Annotated in this window: 16 protein-coding genes; 11 read left to right on the top strand and 5 right to left on the bottom strand. The window is 48.0% G+C overall.

Annotated features, from left to right (window positions below; genetic code table 11):
* Positions 1–31: 31 nt before the first annotated feature.
* Both GZ78_RS27520 and GZ78_RS13530 read left to right on the top strand, forming a co-directional pair.
* Positions 32–3,040, top strand: coding sequence for a tape measure protein (locus tag GZ78_RS27520; RefSeq protein ID WP_081869854.1), 3,009 nt, complete (start codon positions 32–34; stop codon positions 3,038–3,040).
* Positions 3,037–3,420, top strand: coding sequence for a hypothetical protein (locus tag GZ78_RS13530; RefSeq protein ID WP_034837023.1), 384 nt, complete (start codon positions 3,037–3,039; stop codon positions 3,418–3,420). Before GZ78_RS27520 ends, GZ78_RS13530 begins: the two co-directional genes overlap by 4 nt.
* Here the strand turns inward: GZ78_RS13530 and GZ78_RS13525 are convergent, their stop codons facing one another.
* Positions 3,421–3,777, bottom strand: coding sequence for a hypothetical protein (locus GZ78_RS13525; RefSeq protein ID WP_034837019.1), 357 nt, complete (start codon positions 3,775–3,777; stop codon positions 3,421–3,423).
* Between the two features lie 2 nt (positions 3,778–3,779).
* Entirely contained in the window at positions 3,780–4,601 is an 822-nt protein-coding gene (locus GZ78_RS27515) for a hypothetical protein (RefSeq protein WP_051786171.1), read from the bottom strand.
* A gap of 155 nt (positions 4,602–4,756) precedes the next feature.
* Between GZ78_RS27515 and GZ78_RS13515 the strand changes: the two genes are divergently transcribed.
* From GZ78_RS13515 to GZ78_RS13500, 5 genes are all read left to right on the top strand, one after another.
* A complete protein-coding gene (locus GZ78_RS13515; RefSeq protein ID WP_034837016.1) occupies positions 4,757–5,119 on the top strand; it encodes a hypothetical protein in 363 nt (120 codons plus the stop codon).
* 767 nt (positions 5,120–5,886) lie between these two features.
* Positions 5,887–6,093, top strand: coding sequence for a transcription antiterminator/RNA stability regulator CspE (gene cspE / locus GZ78_RS13510; RefSeq protein ID WP_034837013.1), 207 nt, complete (start codon positions 5,887–5,889; stop codon positions 6,091–6,093).
* Positions 6,094–6,916: 823 nt separating this feature from the next.
* The gene (locus tag GZ78_RS13505) at positions 6,917–8,281 is read left to right on the top strand and encodes a leucyl aminopeptidase family protein (protein ID WP_034837010.1); all 1,365 of its coding nucleotides are present in this window, start codon (positions 6,917–6,919) and stop codon (positions 8,279–8,281) included.
* Between the two features lie 147 nt (positions 8,282–8,428).
* Positions 8,429–8,569 carry a hypothetical protein gene (locus GZ78_RS29490; RefSeq protein WP_161787379.1) on the top strand — a complete coding sequence of 47 codons (141 nt, stop codon included), beginning with the start codon at positions 8,429–8,431 and terminating at the stop codon, positions 8,567–8,569.
* Positions 8,569–9,024, top strand: coding sequence for a hypothetical protein (locus GZ78_RS13500; RefSeq protein WP_034837007.1), 456 nt, complete (start codon positions 8,569–8,571; stop codon positions 9,022–9,024). The genes GZ78_RS29490 and GZ78_RS13500 overlap by 1 nt, the downstream gene beginning before the upstream one ends.
* A gap of 18 nt (positions 9,025–9,042) precedes the next feature.
* On the opposite strand, the gene GZ78_RS13495 is transcribed toward GZ78_RS13500, so the two are convergent.
* Positions 9,043–10,251, bottom strand: coding sequence for an MFS transporter (locus GZ78_RS13495; RefSeq protein WP_034837005.1), 1,209 nt, complete (start codon positions 10,249–10,251; stop codon positions 9,043–9,045).
* A gap of 104 nt (positions 10,252–10,355) precedes the next feature.
* On the opposite strand from GZ78_RS13495, the gene GZ78_RS13490 reads away from it, so the two are divergent.
* The 3 genes from GZ78_RS13490 to GZ78_RS13480 all read left to right on the top strand — a co-directional run bounded on the left by GZ78_RS13490 (position 10,356) and on the right by GZ78_RS13480 (position 12,179).
* Entirely contained in the window at positions 10,356–11,228 is an 873-nt protein-coding gene (locus GZ78_RS13490; RefSeq protein WP_034837002.1) for a LysR family transcriptional regulator, read from the top strand.
* Positions 11,229–11,330: 102 nt separating this feature from the next.
* Positions 11,331–11,873, top strand: a complete 543-nt coding sequence (locus GZ78_RS13485; RefSeq protein ID WP_034836999.1) for a hypothetical protein — start codon at positions 11,331–11,333, stop codon at positions 11,871–11,873.
* Between the two features lie 9 nt (positions 11,874–11,882).
* Positions 11,883–12,179, top strand: coding sequence for a DUF6482 family protein (locus tag GZ78_RS13480; protein WP_034836996.1), 297 nt, complete (start codon positions 11,883–11,885; stop codon positions 12,177–12,179).
* Here GZ78_RS13480 and GZ78_RS13475 read toward each other — a convergent pair.
* Positions 12,145–12,438 carry a hypothetical protein gene (locus GZ78_RS13475; RefSeq protein WP_034836993.1) on the bottom strand — a complete coding sequence of 98 codons (294 nt, stop codon included), beginning with the start codon at positions 12,436–12,438 and terminating at the stop codon, positions 12,145–12,147. The genes GZ78_RS13480 and GZ78_RS13475 overlap by 35 nt on opposite strands.
* A 943-nt stretch (positions 12,439–13,381) precedes the next feature.
* On the opposite strand from GZ78_RS13475, the gene sstT reads away from it, so the two are divergent.
* Positions 13,382–14,632: a serine/threonine transporter SstT gene (sstT, locus tag GZ78_RS13470; protein ID WP_034836990.1), complete on the top strand. Its 1,251-nt coding sequence runs from the start codon at positions 13,382–13,384 to the stop codon at positions 14,630–14,632.
* 75 nt (positions 14,633–14,707) lie between these two features.
* On the opposite strand, the gene katG is transcribed toward sstT, so the two are convergent.
* On the bottom strand, positions 14,708–16,888 hold the full coding sequence (gene katG / locus GZ78_RS13465; protein WP_034836988.1) for a catalase/peroxidase HPI: 2,181 nt from the start codon (positions 16,886–16,888) through the stop codon (positions 14,708–14,710).
* Positions 16,889–17,123: the final 235 nt, after the last annotated feature.

The following is a 17,123-nucleotide window of genomic DNA, read 5'->3' as shown; positions in this document are numbered from 1 at the left end:
TTAATGAGTTAGAAGAATTTAGGAGGACAGTATGTCAGCTATGCGTGATATGGCTTTGAAGCTGGTACTAAAAGCCAAAGACACCCTATCCAAAACCGTCCTCCAGTCAGCTACTTCCCTTGAATCCCTCCGTAAAGAAGCCCAAATCCTAAAACAGAAACTGTCTGATTTACAGAAACAAGATCGATTACTGTCGTCTTTTCAAAAACAGACAGCAGCCGTTCGAGATACAGGCAAAGCCTACCGGGAAGCAGAAGCCAGGGTTGAGAAGCTGGCTCGGGAATTTCAACAGGCTGAGAAACCCTCCCGGTCTCTTCAACGCTCACTGGAGTCAGCTCGCAAATCCGTGGTGTCGGCCAGTCGGGCTTATCAGTCTCAGCGCCAGAAGCTAGCCGGATTACGCAGTAGTTTGGAGCAGGCAGGTCTTTCCAATCGTAACCTCTCTGCCCAGCAGCAGCGACTGCAAAAGGAGCTGAAAGAGACAGCTTCCGCATTGCAGAAAGTGGATGCCAGGGCGAAAACCTCTGCTCGTTCATTTAAACGCATCGGCTTCCGGCAGCTGGCTCGAGATGCTGATCGGACATCAGGCAGTATGAGTCGTTTGTCTCAGCGATTGGGGACTCTGGTGGCGGCCAGTGTTGGATTGTATACAGTCAAACGGGCAATTCAGGGACTGTTGGGGACGGGTGATCAGTTTGAACGCTTGAGAGTTCAGCTCAATGCCGTAATGGGCTCAGTGGCTGAAGGTGAACGAGCTATTCAATGGATCAAGCAGTTTACCCGTGAGACCCCTTACCAGCTGGAACAGGTGGCAGAGGCATTTGTACGACTGAAGGCGTTCGGTCTTGATCCTATGGACGGCAGTATGCAGGCCATGGTGGACCAAGCTTCCAAGCTGGGTGGTGGTATGGAGCGCCTGAATGGTATTTCACTGGCGGTGGGACAGGCCTGGGCCAAGCAGAAGTTGCAGGGTGAAGAGATTCTGCAGCTTGTAGAGCGAGGCGTTCCGGTTTGGGAACTGTTGGAAAAAGCCACTGGGAAAAATGTTCAGGAACTGCAGAAGCTGTCGAGCGCAGGCAAGCTGGGTCGGGATACCATTGCCTTGCTGATTGATGAAATTGGCAAGAGTTCAGCCGGTGCCGCTGCTGAGAATATGTCGTTACTGTCGGGTTATGTCAGCAACCTGAAAGACAGCTGGAAGAACTTCCTTGATGAAATCGCCCAGAGTGGCGCTCTGTCTTACGCCAAGGATCAGCTGAAGGGTATTTCAGACCAGGTCAGTGTTATGTCTGAAGATGGTCGTCTGTCTCGATTGGCACAGTCCATCAGCGATGCCTTTGTGCAAATGGGTGAGGCCATCAAGGCCAACTTCACCGGGCTGACATTTGAAAGTGTGGTGACCAGCATTCAGTCTGCCAGCCAGCGTATCGCCTCAACCCTGGCCAGCCTTAACAATACATTTACTTTGACCGGTAATACTGTCCAGTTGTTCTTTAATGGTTTTACCCTAGCGGTGAAAGCCTTTGGTCTGGTTTTCAGTCAGGTGCTCTCTTCCGTTTCGCAGGGGCTGGGCAGTCTGTTTAATGTGTTTGGTGCGACAGAGTCGGCCCAGAAACTCCAGTCCTTCAGTGAGTCACTAAAGGCCGTTTCAGCAGGCTTTAAGGAAGCTGTAAAGGAGGATGTGCAGGACATTAACAGTACCTGGCAAAGTCTGAGTGATGCAATTCTTCAATCCAGTCAAACGACCCAACAAGCCATCCGCAACGAGAGCCAGAAAACGACAGAGTCCGTCGAGCAGGATGTGGTCAAACTGAACTCCGTCTATGTCCAGTCAGCCCAGACCGCCAAAAACGCCTTCACCGATGCCGCTGATGCCCTCAGGCAGATCAACACCGCAGAGGCACGCACCGAACTGGCAGACCTGGCCGTGCAACTGTCCCAGGCTTTTGCTGAGGGGACACTGACTCAGGAGCAATACAACGAAGCCCTGGAAGCCAGTCGACAGAAACTGGCTGAGCTGGAAGACGGTGCCCAGGCTGCCGCTGATGCAGCCAGGACTCTGGGTGATGCCGTCGACGAGGCTGGAGATAAACAAGCACAAGGGGCTGAACGTGCATCCGGCACACTCAATGGTCTAGTGGGCTTCTATAACAACATCACCTCCGAGCTCTATGGGTTGAGTGCCCAAGCAGAAGACACCTTTCTGGCCTTGCAGGGAGCGACTCAAATCGACACTACCGACACTCTGGGCGAAGTTGGGCAGCTCAAGGCCGCATTGGCAGAGACCACCGAAGAGCTGCACCAGTTACAGAGTGCCAATGTAGGAGCAGATGTCACTGGCCTGGGTCGGTGGATGCAGAATACCGCTACCCATGCCGCTGCCGTAAAAGCGGAATTCTATGAGCAGAAAATCGCCCTGGAAGAACTGGTGCAAGGTTATCAAGACGGCTCCATTTCGGCAGAGACTCTGGCCAGACAGGGAAAGGCCGCATCAGAGTCCATGAACCTGCTTAACCAGCAAGATTTGGATCGACTGAACAGTGCTATTGATCAAGCTGAAGCGAGTATGGAACGCCTGGCCAACAGCACTCAGGGTACCCTGGAAGGATTGCAGGATGAACTGGATCGTCTGCAAGGCAAGCAAGACGATATTGACCGTCGTCGGTTTGAAGCCCGGAAACAGGAGCTGGAATCTCAGCTAGCCATAGCTAAACAGCAGGGCGATAACGCATCCATCAGCAATCTGAAAAAAGCGTTGAGCCTGAACCAGTCTATCTACGCAGAAACCAAATCCAGACGTAAACAGCAGGAGCAGGAAGCGGCCAGGAGAGAAAGAGAAGAAAAGACACGCCAGGAAAACTTGCATACTCAACCCTCGCGCCAACCGACACAAGGGTCTGCAGCCCGAACAAGGGCCACTCCTGATAAGGTCATTCGCCTCGAATATCCGGGAGGTCAAGTAGATGTCGGAGTTAAAGCTGGGGACGAAAGGCGGCTGCTGGAAGCATTGAAAAATGCGGGAATGAGGTCCGCACGATGACACTGGATAGCATCACACTGCCTGATGATTTGTTATGGATCAATGAGTTTGACTGGAATCCGGTGGAACAAAGCCAGGATCGTAGCCTGACCGGAGGCCTGCTGATTCAGGAGCAAAGTAAACGTTTCGGGCGACCTATTGAGCTGAATGGTGGTGAAGAAGTCGCCTGGGTATCTCGATCCGTGGTAGTCAACCTGCTTGCATTGAGCCAGATTGCCAACAAGATCATGACCCTGACCCTTCCCGACTTAAGGCAATACTCAGTGATTTTTGATCGCAGCTCGGGAGCCCCTATCGAAGCCCAGCAGATTTTGCCTTATGCCTATCCGGGTGACGACTATCAATACAGCCTGATTGTCAGACTGCTGACCGTTGAATGATTATTTCTTTTCAGAAAGCAGGGACTCCTCAATTTGCTGTTTTAACCCCCGGTCAATCAATCGAACATGACAATAAAAGGCAATGCCACTGAAAGTCAGACCGACTAGCCAGAGGTAGATACCTATAGGCAGCTCTTTAGTGAGATGAGAAGTGGCCATAACTGCTGACAGGGCTATGGCGGTTAATGACCATTTTTTGCCTCTGACTGCTTTGATGGTCAGAAACAGGGTAGGTATTGGAATGCTCAAAGCTATGGCAAGTACAGTCAATGGTTTGAGTTCCAGTAGATTAAAAATGGGTACCAAACTCCAGGTTAAGGCCATAACTAGAAAGGTGTAGGACAAACTTCCCAACATTCTTAATCCATCCCTCTGATCAAGTAAATCGTTGTATTTCGAACATGGCCATCCAAAGCGCTGGACAGGAAAGACAAGCTGGCGGCAATGGAGTCTCGTAAGGTCAGTACGGCACCAGCAGACAACACTTGAGGACTCATTCGTCTGGGTAATGTTTGGGAGCGCAGCAATGCTTTGATTTCACCCTGGGTAGCATGGGGACGGTTGGCTTTATGGATTTCGCGAGTCAGTCGTAATCTTTCCTGCCGGTTTAAAACTTTTTTACTGGCTGATCTCAGGCTGATGCCTGCCTTCCCCAAAATTCCCATAACCCTTATCGTCGCAAAAGCTGAAGCTCCAACGCCAACCAGAGAGACTCCATCCAAGACTTTCATGGATGTTTGGTAAGCAGGTGAGTTATCCCAGGCTGAGTTCATATCCGGGTTATCGAACGCATTGTACGTACGTATCAGTGAGTTAGCACAACTCCCTGCAGTTGCAGCAGTAGCCGCATACCCTATGGAGGTCAGCGCCAGACTGCTACCCCCGGTAAAAGGAGACGTGGCGGCTGATCCAAAAGTGACCAGCGTGGCTACAACCATCGCTGAACAGTTGATGGCAGCCAGCCCAGCTTCTCTGGAGACTTTTGTCATATCAACAGATGATTTGGTGGTGACATCAATGACCCGGTAATCACCCGCTGCTTGACACATCTCCGAGGCAGGCTTGCGCAGGATTTCAGGAAAGTCGTCTCGGTTCAGCACCACGCCAATGCCGGTCAGTGCTCCAATATTGTCAATTTTGTGCAGGATCTGGTTTTTTGTTGTGTTGGGTAAGGTGTTCATTTTTATACATCCATTGACTACTAAATAGGGCTTCTTGCCTCTTTGATAAAAAATCTTGCACCGGAAAAACAAGGAATTATCAGGCCATTAGCTTACTGGCTAGATGACCAGATTTCTACAGGTAGAAGGCTATATCATGAACAGAGGAGCTATGGATGGCCATCAATAACGATGATGTGAAACTCTTTGAAAGCCAGCGTCTCAGTGATGAAGAAGACGGGGGTGGCCGGGCTACCGGCAATGTGGTGATCGACGGTAATGTGAATAACCTGTTTCAGGACATCTCACGGATTGATAGAACCATCGGTGATGTGGCTCTTCGCAAGGCTTACATTGGCATCAGCACCGATAATAACGACGCTTATCTGGGCAGTCATATCATCCTGACCGATGCGCCGGATGACGACAATGTCAGTGTGTTGCTGTTCAACACCGACAGCCAGGTGGATGAGCGCAATGCCGCTCGGGATAGGATCGAAGCCTATGTGGTGCCGGGAATATCGGCCAACAAAAAATGATGCGGGTGAATACAGCCACCGAAAAATAGCCCTGGTTCATTATATTGCAGACTGTCAGGTATGCTCAGGAGAGGTTACGGTAGGTAAAGGCGGCTGGCATTTTCCCGGTCGGCTAGTGGGGCGCTGTAATGAAAACCCTGTGGAACATGTTTATACCTTTGACCATGTGACGCGGGTGGGCAAGCCGCTACGGTGATATCTGGCACGATCCGGTATGGTACTAATGTTCGGTTTATGGGGGTCTCAATAAAGTTCCTCATAAGTTCCCCACCCAGCGCCAAATATTGAAAAACCCGTAGACTTTCGTTTACGGGGTTTTTCTCTCTTCCCAAGTTTGCTGAAGGGTCAGAAGTACTTCTGCTTTTAATTGAGTTTTTCTTTATAAAGCCGCTTCATAATTTGGTTAGCAGAACTTTCCAGACAATGCCTGGTGGCTGATATGGGTGTGCTGCATGGTGGGAGTAGGGGAGTTGGTTTGGGGTTGTCGGTATAAATACTCAGGTTGTACGATAATTCCAGATGAAAATCCTTTCTAATATACTATTGCCGCTGACGAATATTGGTTTATACTCGTTGAGAACAGCTCGAAGCCATGTAAAATGGGCACCACGTTATAAGTGCGTTTGATTCTTTATGTATAGATTAAGTGTTCCGAGTGTAGTAGCTCGTCATGTTCTTCATAAGCGATAACAAAACTTCTAGCTCTATCGTCTTGTTAGCGAAGGCAAATAAGGCAAATTTTTATTGAAAAATATCAGGATATGATTATGTCTACTACTACCGGTACTGTTAAGTGGTTCAACGAAGAGAAAGGTTTTGGTTTCATCGCTCAGGAAAATGGTCCTGACGTGTTTGCCCATTTCCGTCAGATCACTGGCGACGGCTTCAAGACTCTGACTGAAGGCCAGCGCGTTGAATTTACTGTTACTCAGGGCCAGAAAGGTCCTCAGGCAGAAGATATTCGTCCTCTGTAAGGACTAAGCTGCATCTAATGTAGCTGACTTGTTTCGCATCATGTGAAGCTGAAAAGGCAATACCCTTGGGTGTTGCCTTTTTTACGTTTAAAGGGAATGCATAAAGAGGAAAGTTATAGCGACCTATGTCGTCAGGTTGCAGTTCAATTCCTTATTCCCAGAGGACGTGGTTTAGATCTCAGTCCACCCTGCTATACCATTCATCATGAGTTGGATCTGCCCCGAATACTCACTAAGGATTTGTCCCAAAATAACTTCCCGATTTTCACCCGGACTCCGTTCGCCCTGAGCTTGTCGAAGGGTTTTGGCATTGGGCTTCGACAAGCTCAACCCAAGGGATTTTGAGCAGATTTGAATAAGGAAGTTATTTTGGGATTACTCCTAATACGACACTGCACTTGTTTTTCTTTGGGTCAGTTTTGATGCATATATACCCATCGCCTTTCAAGATGCTACGTTGTTGCCAGCGTTCGCTCACCCTGATTACCTATTACTTATAGGCTCACAGGGCTTCGCTCACTTGTCGCCTAGTAGCATCTTGAAATCCAATGGGTATAGTCTCTGGCAGTTTAAGCAGAGTTCGCCCTGGGTCGATATATGCCGTCTGTCTTTAACCCTGTTTCTACTTTTGATCATTCCTAATAGGCCAGTGTCTACTGGCATGGCTTTTAAGGCTTTGGTAGCATGAGTGACAAGTGGCAATATTGCGGTTTGCCCTTGCTTCTTGATACAGCATAAAGTGCGCAACGAATCTCTTATTTTGTGTGCTTTCTTTCGATATTGTCTTCTTTCAATCCCTTACATTCCCAAACGGTAGAGATCTATGCTTTCCTATTTGCTGGCTGGTGACCATGGTATTCCACTGACTCTGGTGGAAACTTCAAATTATGATCGCTGGTTTGATGAGCAACCAGAGCCTCTTCAGAATTGGCTGACCTGTACTGACTATAAAGGGAAAGGTATCAGTCTGATCCCTGGCGAAGAAGGTGTCATGAGTCAGGTGATTGTAGGTGTTGAAGAACTGTCCAGTCACTTTATCTGTGGTGACCTGGTCAACCAGCTGCCTGCCGGGGACTACAAATTACAAGGTGACGAAAGTCTGTTAAAGCTTGCAGCCTTTAGTTGGGGGTTGGGAGCGTATCAGTTTGATCGTTATAAAAAAGCAGAGGAAAAAGAGCGACCAAGGCTGATTTTGCCGAGTCAGGCTCAGGTTGAAGAGGCAGAGAAGTTCGTTAAAGCAGTCGCTATTGTTCGTGATCTGGTGAACACACCAGCGGGCGATATGATGCCAGAGCACTTGGGCGATGCAGTTGAAAAACTGGCAGAAGAGTTTGGTGCCAAGGTGGGGCAGATTGTCGGTGATGAACTGCTGACTCAGAACTATCCCACTATTCATGCAGTAGGCCGTGCCAGTACTCATGCTCCACGTCTGATTGATATGACCTGGGGTGACGAGAAACATCCGTTGATTACTCTGGTGGGCAAGGGTGTCTGCTTTGACAGTGGTGGTCTGGATATGAAAGGTGCAGCGGGTATGCGCCTGATGAAGAAAGATATGGGCGGTGCCGCTCATGTTATTGGTCTGGCTCGTTTGATCATGGATTTCAATCTGCCTGTTCGATTGAGAATGATGATTCCTGCCGTTGAAAATGCCGTTGCTGGCAATGCCTTGCGTCCCGGCGATGTGGTTAAAACCCGTCAGGGTTTGACAGTAGAGATTCATAACACCGATGCCGAGGGGCGTCTGGTGTTGTGTGAAGCACTGACTGAAGCCAGTACTGAAAATCCGGAAATGATTGTAGACTTCGCCACTTTAACTGGTGCCTGTCGTGTTGCTCTGGGTACTGAAGTAGGCGGTTTTTACACTGATAATACCGATCTGGCTTGTGCGCTGATGCAGGCAGGCGACAAAACAGATGATCCAGTCTGGCGCATGCCTTTGCACAAGGGCTACAAATACATGCTCAAAAGCGAAATCGCTGATATGACCAACTGTGCGAAGGAGCCGTATGGTGGCTCTATCACTGCGGCCCTCTATTTGCAGGCATTTGTTGGCAAGAATATCCCTTGGGTTCATTTTGACATTATGGCCTGGAATATCCGAAATCAGCCAGGTCGTCCGGTAGGTGGAGAGGCCTTTGGTGTTCGGGCCGTGTTTGAAGTACTGAAGGAACGCTATGGTAAGTAAGTTGTTAATGGTTGTAATAGCCACTTCCTGATTTCAGGCAGTGGCTTTTTTATGGATGGTTGTTTTTGGACTGACTATTAAAATTACATGGCTTGAGCAGATGCCTACTTCATCATAAGGAAGAAACGTATATGAAGGGAGCACGCTATGTCGGGAGGGGTTCAGTTTGATGCTTCAATACCCTCTGGTATTCCCGGCGGGCTTCCTGAAGTTCCGGCGACAGAAGTCCTGATGATCAATCTTCGCTGCCTTCCATCAAGACGAAAGAGCCAGAGAGCACTGAGGTAATGCAGCCTTTTGAAGAAGTTCTTCAAGAGAAAGTGCCGCGATCTTTCAAGAAAAAGCTTGCCGATGCAGCCAGAAAACTCAAATCAAAAACCTATGGTGACTTGAAGCGTTGGGTGTTGGGGCAGAATCTTAAGCCCATGCCTCAAGGGCTAATTGATCGAGTGTCATATGATGGAAAAATGCAAGGTATGGCGACTGAAAGAAATCAGATGATTGCCACCTTGACGGAGTTAAAAGAAGAGCTCAATAACCTGAAGGATGAACTGTCCAGACATAAAAAAGATTCACCGCGTTATCAGGAGATCAGGTCTGGATTAGTACAGATCAAAGCTCAAATAAAGAGCATTCCTCTGAATCGAGAAAAGTTGAAGGGAGATATCGAGGCACTCAACAAAGAAATGATTGCTGATTTACCCCGATTCGGTGCCGTTGAACGGCAAATAAAAGGACCTTGATCAGAGTTGAATGAGTCGTCAGGGCGTCGCTATTGTCGGAGTCTGATGTTTAGAGTCGTGTTTTCTCAACCGTAGACCTAGCCAATACATCAGTCCATAGAGTGTTATTGACCCTATTAATACCCCAGACCAGGCAGCTATCTCCCAACAAGCGATGAGCAGAAACCCTCCCAGGCTGCCTCCCAGATAATATGAAACAAGATACAGTGCTGTTGCGGTAGCTTTAGCCCGGGTTGCTTGATGGCTGACCCAGCCATAAGCGAGAGAATGAACAAAAAAAGCGCCTGAACTGATCAGCAGCAGTCCAATTATAATGGCCGCAAGGTCCTGAAAACTGGCTATCCACACCCCACTCATACTTATGAACGTCCCGATCAGTATGCCTTGGGTGGTGGTGTGTTGTTTTCGCCAGTGACCACTAAGCCGGGAAGAAACGGTGCCGCTTAGATAACAGAGAAAAATTAATGAAGTCCAGCCCAGGGGCAGGGAGTAGGGTGGGGCAATCAGTCTGAGCCCCATCACCGTATAGAGATTGACGAACAGAGCAAAATTCAGTCCGCCAATCATCACAGCTAATAATATTTTGGGGGTGTGTAAGTGCTCGGCAATATTTCGAGTGGCGCCTTTGACACTAAAATTCTCTGCTTTTTGAAAATGGACGGCTTTGGGCAGTAATGAATAAACAATCAGAGCACAGATCAGGCTGAAAAGGATCATGGCTATTACTGCTGTTTGCCAGTTCCACTGTTCAGAAACCAGTCCTCCAAAAATTCGTCCACTGATACCTCCCAGAGAGTTGGCACTGATATAGGTGCCTACCGCCATCATCAGAGCGCTTTGGGTAAACTCTTCTGCCATATAAGCCACAGCAACGGCAGCAAAGCCTGCCAGGGCCACCCCCAGCATTGCCCGGGAAAAAATCATGATACTCAGGCTGTCCGAAAAAAGGATGCCCAGTCCAGCCAGGGGCACCAGAGCCAGGCTGATCATCATGACAGGGTATCGTCCTACCTTTTCAGAAAGAATGGCCCAGGGCAGTAATGTCAGAGCCAACCCTGAAGTGCTTGCAGCCAATAGCCCATTCGCTTTGAGTACCGACACGGAAAACTGGTCAGCCATCAGTGGAATCAGGGGCTGAAACAGGTACAGATTGCAGAATATCAGGAAAGATCCCAGCGCCAGAGCAAAGGTAGCTTTACGATAAGTCGGGGTGGCAAGATCGATCATGTCATTACTGCTGCTTGGCCTGAAACAGGTGTTAGAATAAAATTTTTTAAGAAATAAAAAAAATATATAATAAATATAGTTTCCATATATAAAAGATATGACAGGTGAATATTCGATACCTCCGTTACTTTATGACAGTGGCTGACACCCTGAGCTTCACCCGGGCTGCCGAGCAGCTGCATATTGCGCAGCCTGCACTGAGTATTGCCGTTAAAAAACTCGAGCAGGAGCTGGACATTACTCTTTTCCACCGACAAGAGCGGAAGGTTTCTTTAACTTATGAAGGGCAGGTCCTATTGGAGCATGCCCACCAAATCATGCAGCAAATAGAGAGTGCCCGACTGGCTATCGATGAGCTGAAAGGTCTGGAGAAGGGGGAGGTTAGGCTGGGGGTGCCCGGTATGATGGGTTCATACTTTTTTCCCGATATCCTGATGGCCTTTAAAACCCGTTACCCGAATATTAAGTTGCGAATGGTTGAGGCAGGCACTCAGTCAATTCGAAAAATGTTGGTGAATGGTGACCTGGATCTGGGCGTTGTGGTGAACAGGAATGTTCCTGATACCTTAGCTACAGAACATCTGCTCAACTCTGAAATGGTGGCGGTAGTCAGTCAGGTACACCGGTTTAGCAAAAAATCATCGATCTCTTTCAAGGAATTTTTCAGCGAAGATCTGGTGATGTTTCGAGAGGGCTATTTTCACCGTGAGCTGGCCGATGAAATTTGTCAGAAGTATCAATTAGAGTCAAAAATTGCAGTTGAGACCAATCTTCTGCCCATGATACTGAAAATTGTTGAAGGCAATCATGCCGTTTCTCCCCTGCTTAAGCTGGTGGCTCAATGTGAGCATCAAGTCAGCTATGTACCTTTTGAAGACCCAGTCAAACTCGAAATTGTCATGGCCTGGCGAAAAAACAGCTATCTGTCTCTCGCTGACCAGACGTTCAAAGAGTTTGTGAAAGAGAAGTGTGTCTGACAGCCCTGATAATGACTGAGTGATCCGAACTCGACGAACTTGCGTATAAGTTTGAGTATTAGGTTTTCGACTTGGTTTAATCTCCGGAAAAGGATGTTCCGTATGATAAGAATTCTCTATCGCTTGCCTGACTTGCCCTGTGCCCAAAAATTTAATGAACTGGTTGAATCTGAAGGGGTTGCTCATAACCGAATCCATATTGCCCACAAAGACCACTTAACCCTCCAGAAAAAGCATTTGAATGACTTAACGTTTCTCGAAGAGTTCGACACGGTTCATTCCGGTGAGCGGGGGTTTCTGGTTGGTATTATATTGACAGTACTGGCTGGACTTTCGGTCTATGAGATTATGGAAGGGTATCCGGTCGCTTCAATGATTACCTTATTTGCCTGCCTGGTTGTGCTCGGATATTCCACCTGGTTAGGGGGACTGATTGGGGCTTCCAGTGACAACTACAGACTCCAGCCTTTCCGGGCTCATCTGGATGACGGCGGCAGTGTTGTTATGTTGGATGTCGACCCGGTTTCAGCTTCTAGACTAATGAATGTGATTGCACACCACATTCCAGAGGCGCAGCCTGCTGGCAGAAGTCAAACACTGGACAATCCGTTCAAGGGGTCGTGGTTTTTAAGAAAACATTCGTGAGGTTAGGTTATGAATTTGAAAAAATTGACTGCAATCGTGCGACAAACGCCGGTTCATCTGGAGTTGATTTCAGCTGAGGGTGATATCTATTTATGCCGGATTAATGATAAAGAGTGGCTCACTGATGGTTCAGAAGAAAAGCCCAAAATTTTTCATAGTATTTTCGAGGCCAAGCACACACTGGGTAAGGAACTGTCAGATCAGCTGGATATGGTGATGTCTACCACCTACGATGAAATGATCAGTTCAGGCGATACACCCAATAACCAATCTATTCGTCATGGGCTTTCAAAAATTGATCAATAGACGTGCACCAGCTGTCGTTTGATCGATCGGGCAACAGGTTCTGATCTCTTAAACCCAACTTGAACTCTACCACTGAGCGCCATTCCATTGAGCCGAGATCAGGACCATGACCCATCCCATCTCCAGTGGGTACTCTGGACTCAACATATTCGTACCAGCTTTCAGAACACAATGACCGCTGTTTTGGACCTTTCTGAGAAGAACACCCTGCCAGAATGAAACCAATGGTTAACCCGGCTAATAAATATTTAGACTGCATGGCTACTGCTCTCCACTGTGTCCATAGGTTTTCAGTACCAGGTTAATAATCATCAAGATGACAGTAATGAAGATCTGAATTATTTACTCTTCAATAAAAGTCACCTTGAAGTTGACCCTGTTATTTCAGCATTAATGGTAACAGTACGCCTATGAAAAACATGTTGTATTTTTTATTTTTTCCGGGCTAACCGATAAAATTGTGTTCTTGGCTGGAAGGTCATCTATTGACCGGTTCTTGCAAACCTTCCTGAGTGGTAATACCAGCCAAACACCATGATGTTGTACCAGTTCCTAAGAGTAAAATTAACGAAGTGTCCCTTAAAAGTATGCATAGCAACTATTGATTTCTACTGATTTCTACTGATTTCTACTGATTTCTACCCATCTGAATAGTGATGTTTACCTGTTCGACCTGAAGATAAGTCTCCAGTATTTTCAGAAATATTGGGTTTCACGCTTTCTCTTCCGTTTAATCCACAGTGACTCCTCGTCAGGGATTCTCTATCCTGATTCCTGTGTTCAATTTATAAACAGAATAAAAACAGCCCTGAAGGCCGATAAGTAATTGGAAATACTGATTTTTATCCTTTAGGAAAAATATCAGCTGAACTCAGAGGAGGCGCTTGAATGCCCCCTAAAAATGACCATTAGCCTGGCTGGCAGAAAAGTGAGAGTGAACTTACTCTATAGATAAAAGGTCTAAAAGTTGATTTATATCAATACTATAGAAGGGGTGATCCATTAGTTTTGCGCACTCGATTCGTGTGAACTGCTTATAAAGTGATCGCCTTATTTCGAGATTTCCCTATCGTGTGGGGGTCGGTAAGACAAGGGGCACGGTATGGAAATAATAATGAACAAACAGCCAAGAGCTGGGAATTCTACCTTTCCCTGATGATCAGAAGGGGTATGAATTTCATTATAAATTAAGTGGGTATAGTATGGGCGAAACTCAATCTCTATTTGATCGTATGGCCAGTACCAGTCTGGTGCTGAGAATTATCATTGGTATTGCACTGGGTGCAGGCCTCGCGGTAGTCGCGCCAGATACTGCCCTCTCATTTTCTCTGCTGGGTTCTCTGTTTGTTGGTGCCCTTAAGGCGGTCGCGCCTATTCTGGTTTTTGTGCTGGTGGCATCCTCTATTGCCAACCAGAAAAAAGGTCAGCACACCAACATGAAGCCCGTCATCGGCCTTTACCTGGTAGGTACGCTGGCGGCATCCCTGACAGCCGTTGTCATGAGTTTTGCGTTCCCGATTACCCTGACACTGGTCACCAATGAAGCCAGTGCAACACCTCCTCAGGGTATTGGTGAAGTACTGAACACGTTGTTGTTCAATATTGTACAAAATCCCGTGGAAGCTCTGATGACCGGTAACTTTATCGGTATCCTGGCCTGGGCTGTTGCTCTGGGTCTGGCCCTGCACCGGGCGTCTGATAACACCAAACGTGTTGTTCATGACCTTTCTGATGCGATATCCAACGTGGTTCGCTTTATTATTCAGCTGGCGCCATTCGGTATCTTTGGTCTGGTGGCTAACACAGTGGCCCAGACAGGCTTCTCTGCTCTGGCTGAGTATGGGCAACTGCTTATGATCCTGATCAGCTGCATGGTGATTATTGCTCTGGTGGTGAACCCGTTGATTGTGTTTACCAAGATCAAGCGCAATCCATACCCTCTGATTTTCCAATGCCTGCGTGAGAGCGGCGTAACAGCCTTCTTTACCCGCAGTTCTGCTGCCAATATTCCAGTCAACATGGAACTGTGCAAAAAGCTGAACCTCCATGAAGACACTTACTCTGTCTCCATTCCTCTGGGGGCCACCATCAACATGGCTGGCGCTGCCATTACTATTACTGTGATGACTCTGGCGGCGGTGAATACACTGGGTATTCAGGTTGATATGCCAACCGCCTTGATTCTGAGTGTTATTGCTGCTGTTTCTGCCTGTGGTGCTTCTGGTGTTGCAGGTGGTTCTTTGCTGCTGATCCCTCTTGCGTGCAGCTTGTTCGGTATCTCTGCTGATGTGGCTATGCAGGTCGTAGCGGTTGGCTTTATCATCGGTGTTATTCAGGATTCAGCTGAAACCGCTCTGAACAGTTCAACCGACGTTGTGTTCACAGCGACAGCGTGCATCTCTGCTGAAGACAATGGCCAGGCTATTCCTGTCACCCGGAAAGCCAATGTCTGAGACTGACGTATTACTCAGTCCATAAAAATGAAGCCGCCAGTTGATCCTGGCGGCTTTTTGTATAAGCAGTGAAAATCAGGATTTAGCGAGGTCAAACCGATCCAGGTTCATGACTTTTACCCAGGCTGCTGCAAAATCATGGACAAATTGCTCTCCAGCATCTGATGAACCATAAACTTCAGACACTGCTCGCAGTTCAGAATTAGAGCCAAAAATAAGATCCACCCGGGTGGCTGTCCACATCAGAGCTCCGGTTTTTCGATCAGATCCTTCAAAAAGACTTTCGTCCTCAGATGTGGCTTTCCATTTGGTGCCCATATCCAGCAGATTAATAAAAAAGTCATTTGTCAGTGTTTCTGGTCTTGAGGTGAACACACCGTGTTGGCTCTGGTCACTGTTGGTGTTTAGAACGCGCATACCTCCGATTAAGACGGTCATCTCAGGAATGCTCAAAGTCAACAGTTGAGCTTTATCAATCAGAAGCATTTCGGCCGGAATATTCACAGTCTGGCTCTGGTAGTTTCTGAAGCCATCTGCCATCGGTTCCAACAGTTGGAAGCTCTCAATATCGGTCTCTTCCTGTAAGGCGTCCATCCGACCCGGAGTAAACACTAAATCAATACTGTATCCGGCATTTTTTGCAGCTTGCTCAACCGCTGAGCAGCCTGCCAGTACAATCAAGTCGGCAAGGGAAATCCTTTTACTCCCCGGTTGTGAATGGTTGAACTGATGTTGAATGCTTTCGAGCTGTTCAAGGGCCTTAGACAAGAGTTCGGGTCTGTTTACTGCCCAACTTTTCTGTGGCTCCAGACGAATTCGAGCTCCATTGGCTCCACCACGCATGTCAGATCCTCTGAACGTAGAGACAGCAGCCCAGGCGGTTGATACCCATTCGCTGATAGAGAGAGGGGTGTTCAAAATGAGCTCTTTGAGAGCAACCTGATCCACTTTATTAACCAGTTCATGATCAACTACAGGAATAGGATCTTGCCAGATCATGACTTCCTTGGGGACTTCCGGGCCGAGATACCGTGCGCGAGGCCCCATATCCCTGTGTGTCAGTTTGAACCAGGCACGGGCAAAGGCGTCTGCAAACTGGTCCGGATTTTCATAAAAGTGTCTGGATATCTGTTCGTAAGCAGGATCAAACCGAAGCGACAGATCTGTGGTCAGCATAGTGGGTTGATGTCGTTTTACGGGGTTATGGGCATCGGGTATGTTGGAATCACTGTCTTTGGCAATCCATTGATAAGCTCCGGCAGGGCTCTTGGTCAGTTCCCATTCGTATTTAAAAAGATTTTCAAAAAACAAGTGACTCCACTGAGTGGGTTGGCTGGTCCAGGTGACTTCTGGCCCCCCTGTTATGGCATCACCGGCTTTGCCGCTGCCGTAACTGCTTATCCAGCCTAACCCCTGTTCTGTAATATCAGCGGCTTCGGGTTCCGGGCCTACCATGGCAGGGTCGCCTGCTCCATGGGTTTTACCAAAAGTATGACCGCCAGCAATCAGGGCTACCGTTTCCTCATCATCCATAGCCATGCGGGCAAAAGTGGCTCTTATATCTACTGCAGCGGCTACCGGGTCAGGATTTCCGTTGGGGCCCTCGGGGTTAACATAAATCAATCCCATCTGGACAGCAGCGAGAGGGTTTTCCAGATTGCGTTCCCCCGAATATCGTACGTCACCCAGCCAGGTGTTTTCATTGCCCCAATAAATATCTTTTTCTGATTCCCAGATGTCTACACGCCCTCCGGCAAAGCCAAAGGTTTTAAAGCCCATGGATTCAAGCGCTACATTGCCAGTGAGAATGATCAGATCGGCCCAGGACAGTTTTTTGCCGTATTTTTGTTTGATGGGCCAGAGTAATCTTCGCGCTTTATCAAGATTGGTATTATCTGGCCAGCTATTGACGGGGGCAAAACGCTGGTTGCCGGTACCGGCTCCACCCCGGCCATCAATCGTGCGATAGGTACCTGCACTGTGCCAGGCCATTCGAATAAAGAAAGGGCCATAATGACCAAAGTCGGCAGGCCACCAGGATTGGGAGTCTGTCATCAAGGTGCGTAAGTCAGCTTTTACCGCCCTGAGATCCAGAGTCCCGAATTCATCCGCATATCGAAAATGCGAACCCATAGGGTTTGAGGCAGCTCCATGCTGTCGAAGAATATCCAGCTTCAAGCGGTTGGGCCACCAATCCTGGTTGGAAGTACCACCGCCAGCGGTATGGTGCATAATCGGACATTGACTAACAGACATACAGTGTCTCCTATTTGTCCTGCAGAAATGCGGAACAAACGACATAAGATCAAGGCAGCATGGTAGGGTGTCTGGCAAGCGCCATGCAATATCCGGAAGCTACCTGAGTTCAGCCTGATTAAAGTTTTTGAGAGTAGAGTGATAAGCAAGTGTAAGAGCCATTGGCTGTGTCAGCAAATAGCGTTTGATGGCAGGCAGCGTTTGTGAAGGCTACAGAGTATATAAGACTGGATGG

Source organism: Endozoicomonas numazuensis, assembly GCF_000722635.1.
GTDB classification, from domain to species: Bacteria; Pseudomonadota; Gammaproteobacteria; order Pseudomonadales; family Endozoicomonadaceae; genus Endozoicomonas_A; species Endozoicomonas_A numazuensis.
Note: the sequence above shows the minus strand (reverse complement) of the source record. Positions and strands in the feature narration are given on the sequence as shown.

Coding starts and splice junctions, on each gene's coding strand:
- katG (WP_034836988.1), bottom strand. CDS start 16,888: ATGTCTGTTAGTCAATGTCCGATTATGCACCATACCGCTGGCGGTGGT.
- cspE (WP_034837013.1), top strand. CDS start 5,887: ATGTCTACTACTACCGGTACTGTTAAGTGGTTCAACGAAGAGAAAGGT.
- GZ78_RS13525 (WP_034837019.1), bottom strand. CDS start 3,777: ATGTTGGGAAGTTTGTCCTACACCTTTCTAGTTATGGCCTTAACCTGG.
- GZ78_RS27520 (WP_081869854.1), top strand. CDS start 32: ATGTCAGCTATGCGTGATATGGCTTTGAAGCTGGTACTAAAAGCCAAA.
- GZ78_RS13480 (WP_034836996.1), top strand. CDS start 11,883: ATGAATTTGAAAAAATTGACTGCAATCGTGCGACAAACGCCGGTTCAT.
- GZ78_RS13515 (WP_034837016.1), top strand. CDS start 4,757: ATGGCCATCAATAACGATGATGTGAAACTCTTTGAAAGCCAGCGTCTC.
- GZ78_RS29490 (WP_161787379.1), top strand. CDS start 8,429: ATGTCGGGAGGGGTTCAGTTTGATGCTTCAATACCCTCTGGTATTCCC.
- sstT (WP_034836990.1), top strand. CDS start 13,382: ATGGGCGAAACTCAATCTCTATTTGATCGTATGGCCAGTACCAGTCTG.
- GZ78_RS27515 (WP_051786171.1), bottom strand. CDS start 4,601: ATGAACACCTTACCCAACACAACAAAAAACCAGATCCTGCACAAAATT.
- GZ78_RS13500 (WP_034837007.1), top strand. CDS start 8,569: ATGCAGCCTTTTGAAGAAGTTCTTCAAGAGAAAGTGCCGCGATCTTTC.
- GZ78_RS13495 (WP_034837005.1), bottom strand. CDS start 10,251: ATGATCGATCTTGCCACCCCGACTTATCGTAAAGCTACCTTTGCTCTG.
- GZ78_RS13485 (WP_034836999.1), top strand. CDS start 11,331: ATGATAAGAATTCTCTATCGCTTGCCTGACTTGCCCTGTGCCCAAAAA.
- GZ78_RS13530 (WP_034837023.1), top strand. CDS start 3,037: ATGACACTGGATAGCATCACACTGCCTGATGATTTGTTATGGATCAAT.
- GZ78_RS13505 (WP_034837010.1), top strand. CDS start 6,917: ATGCTTTCCTATTTGCTGGCTGGTGACCATGGTATTCCACTGACTCTG.
- GZ78_RS13475 (WP_034836993.1), bottom strand. CDS start 12,438: ATGCAGTCTAAATATTTATTAGCCGGGTTAACCATTGGTTTCATTCTG.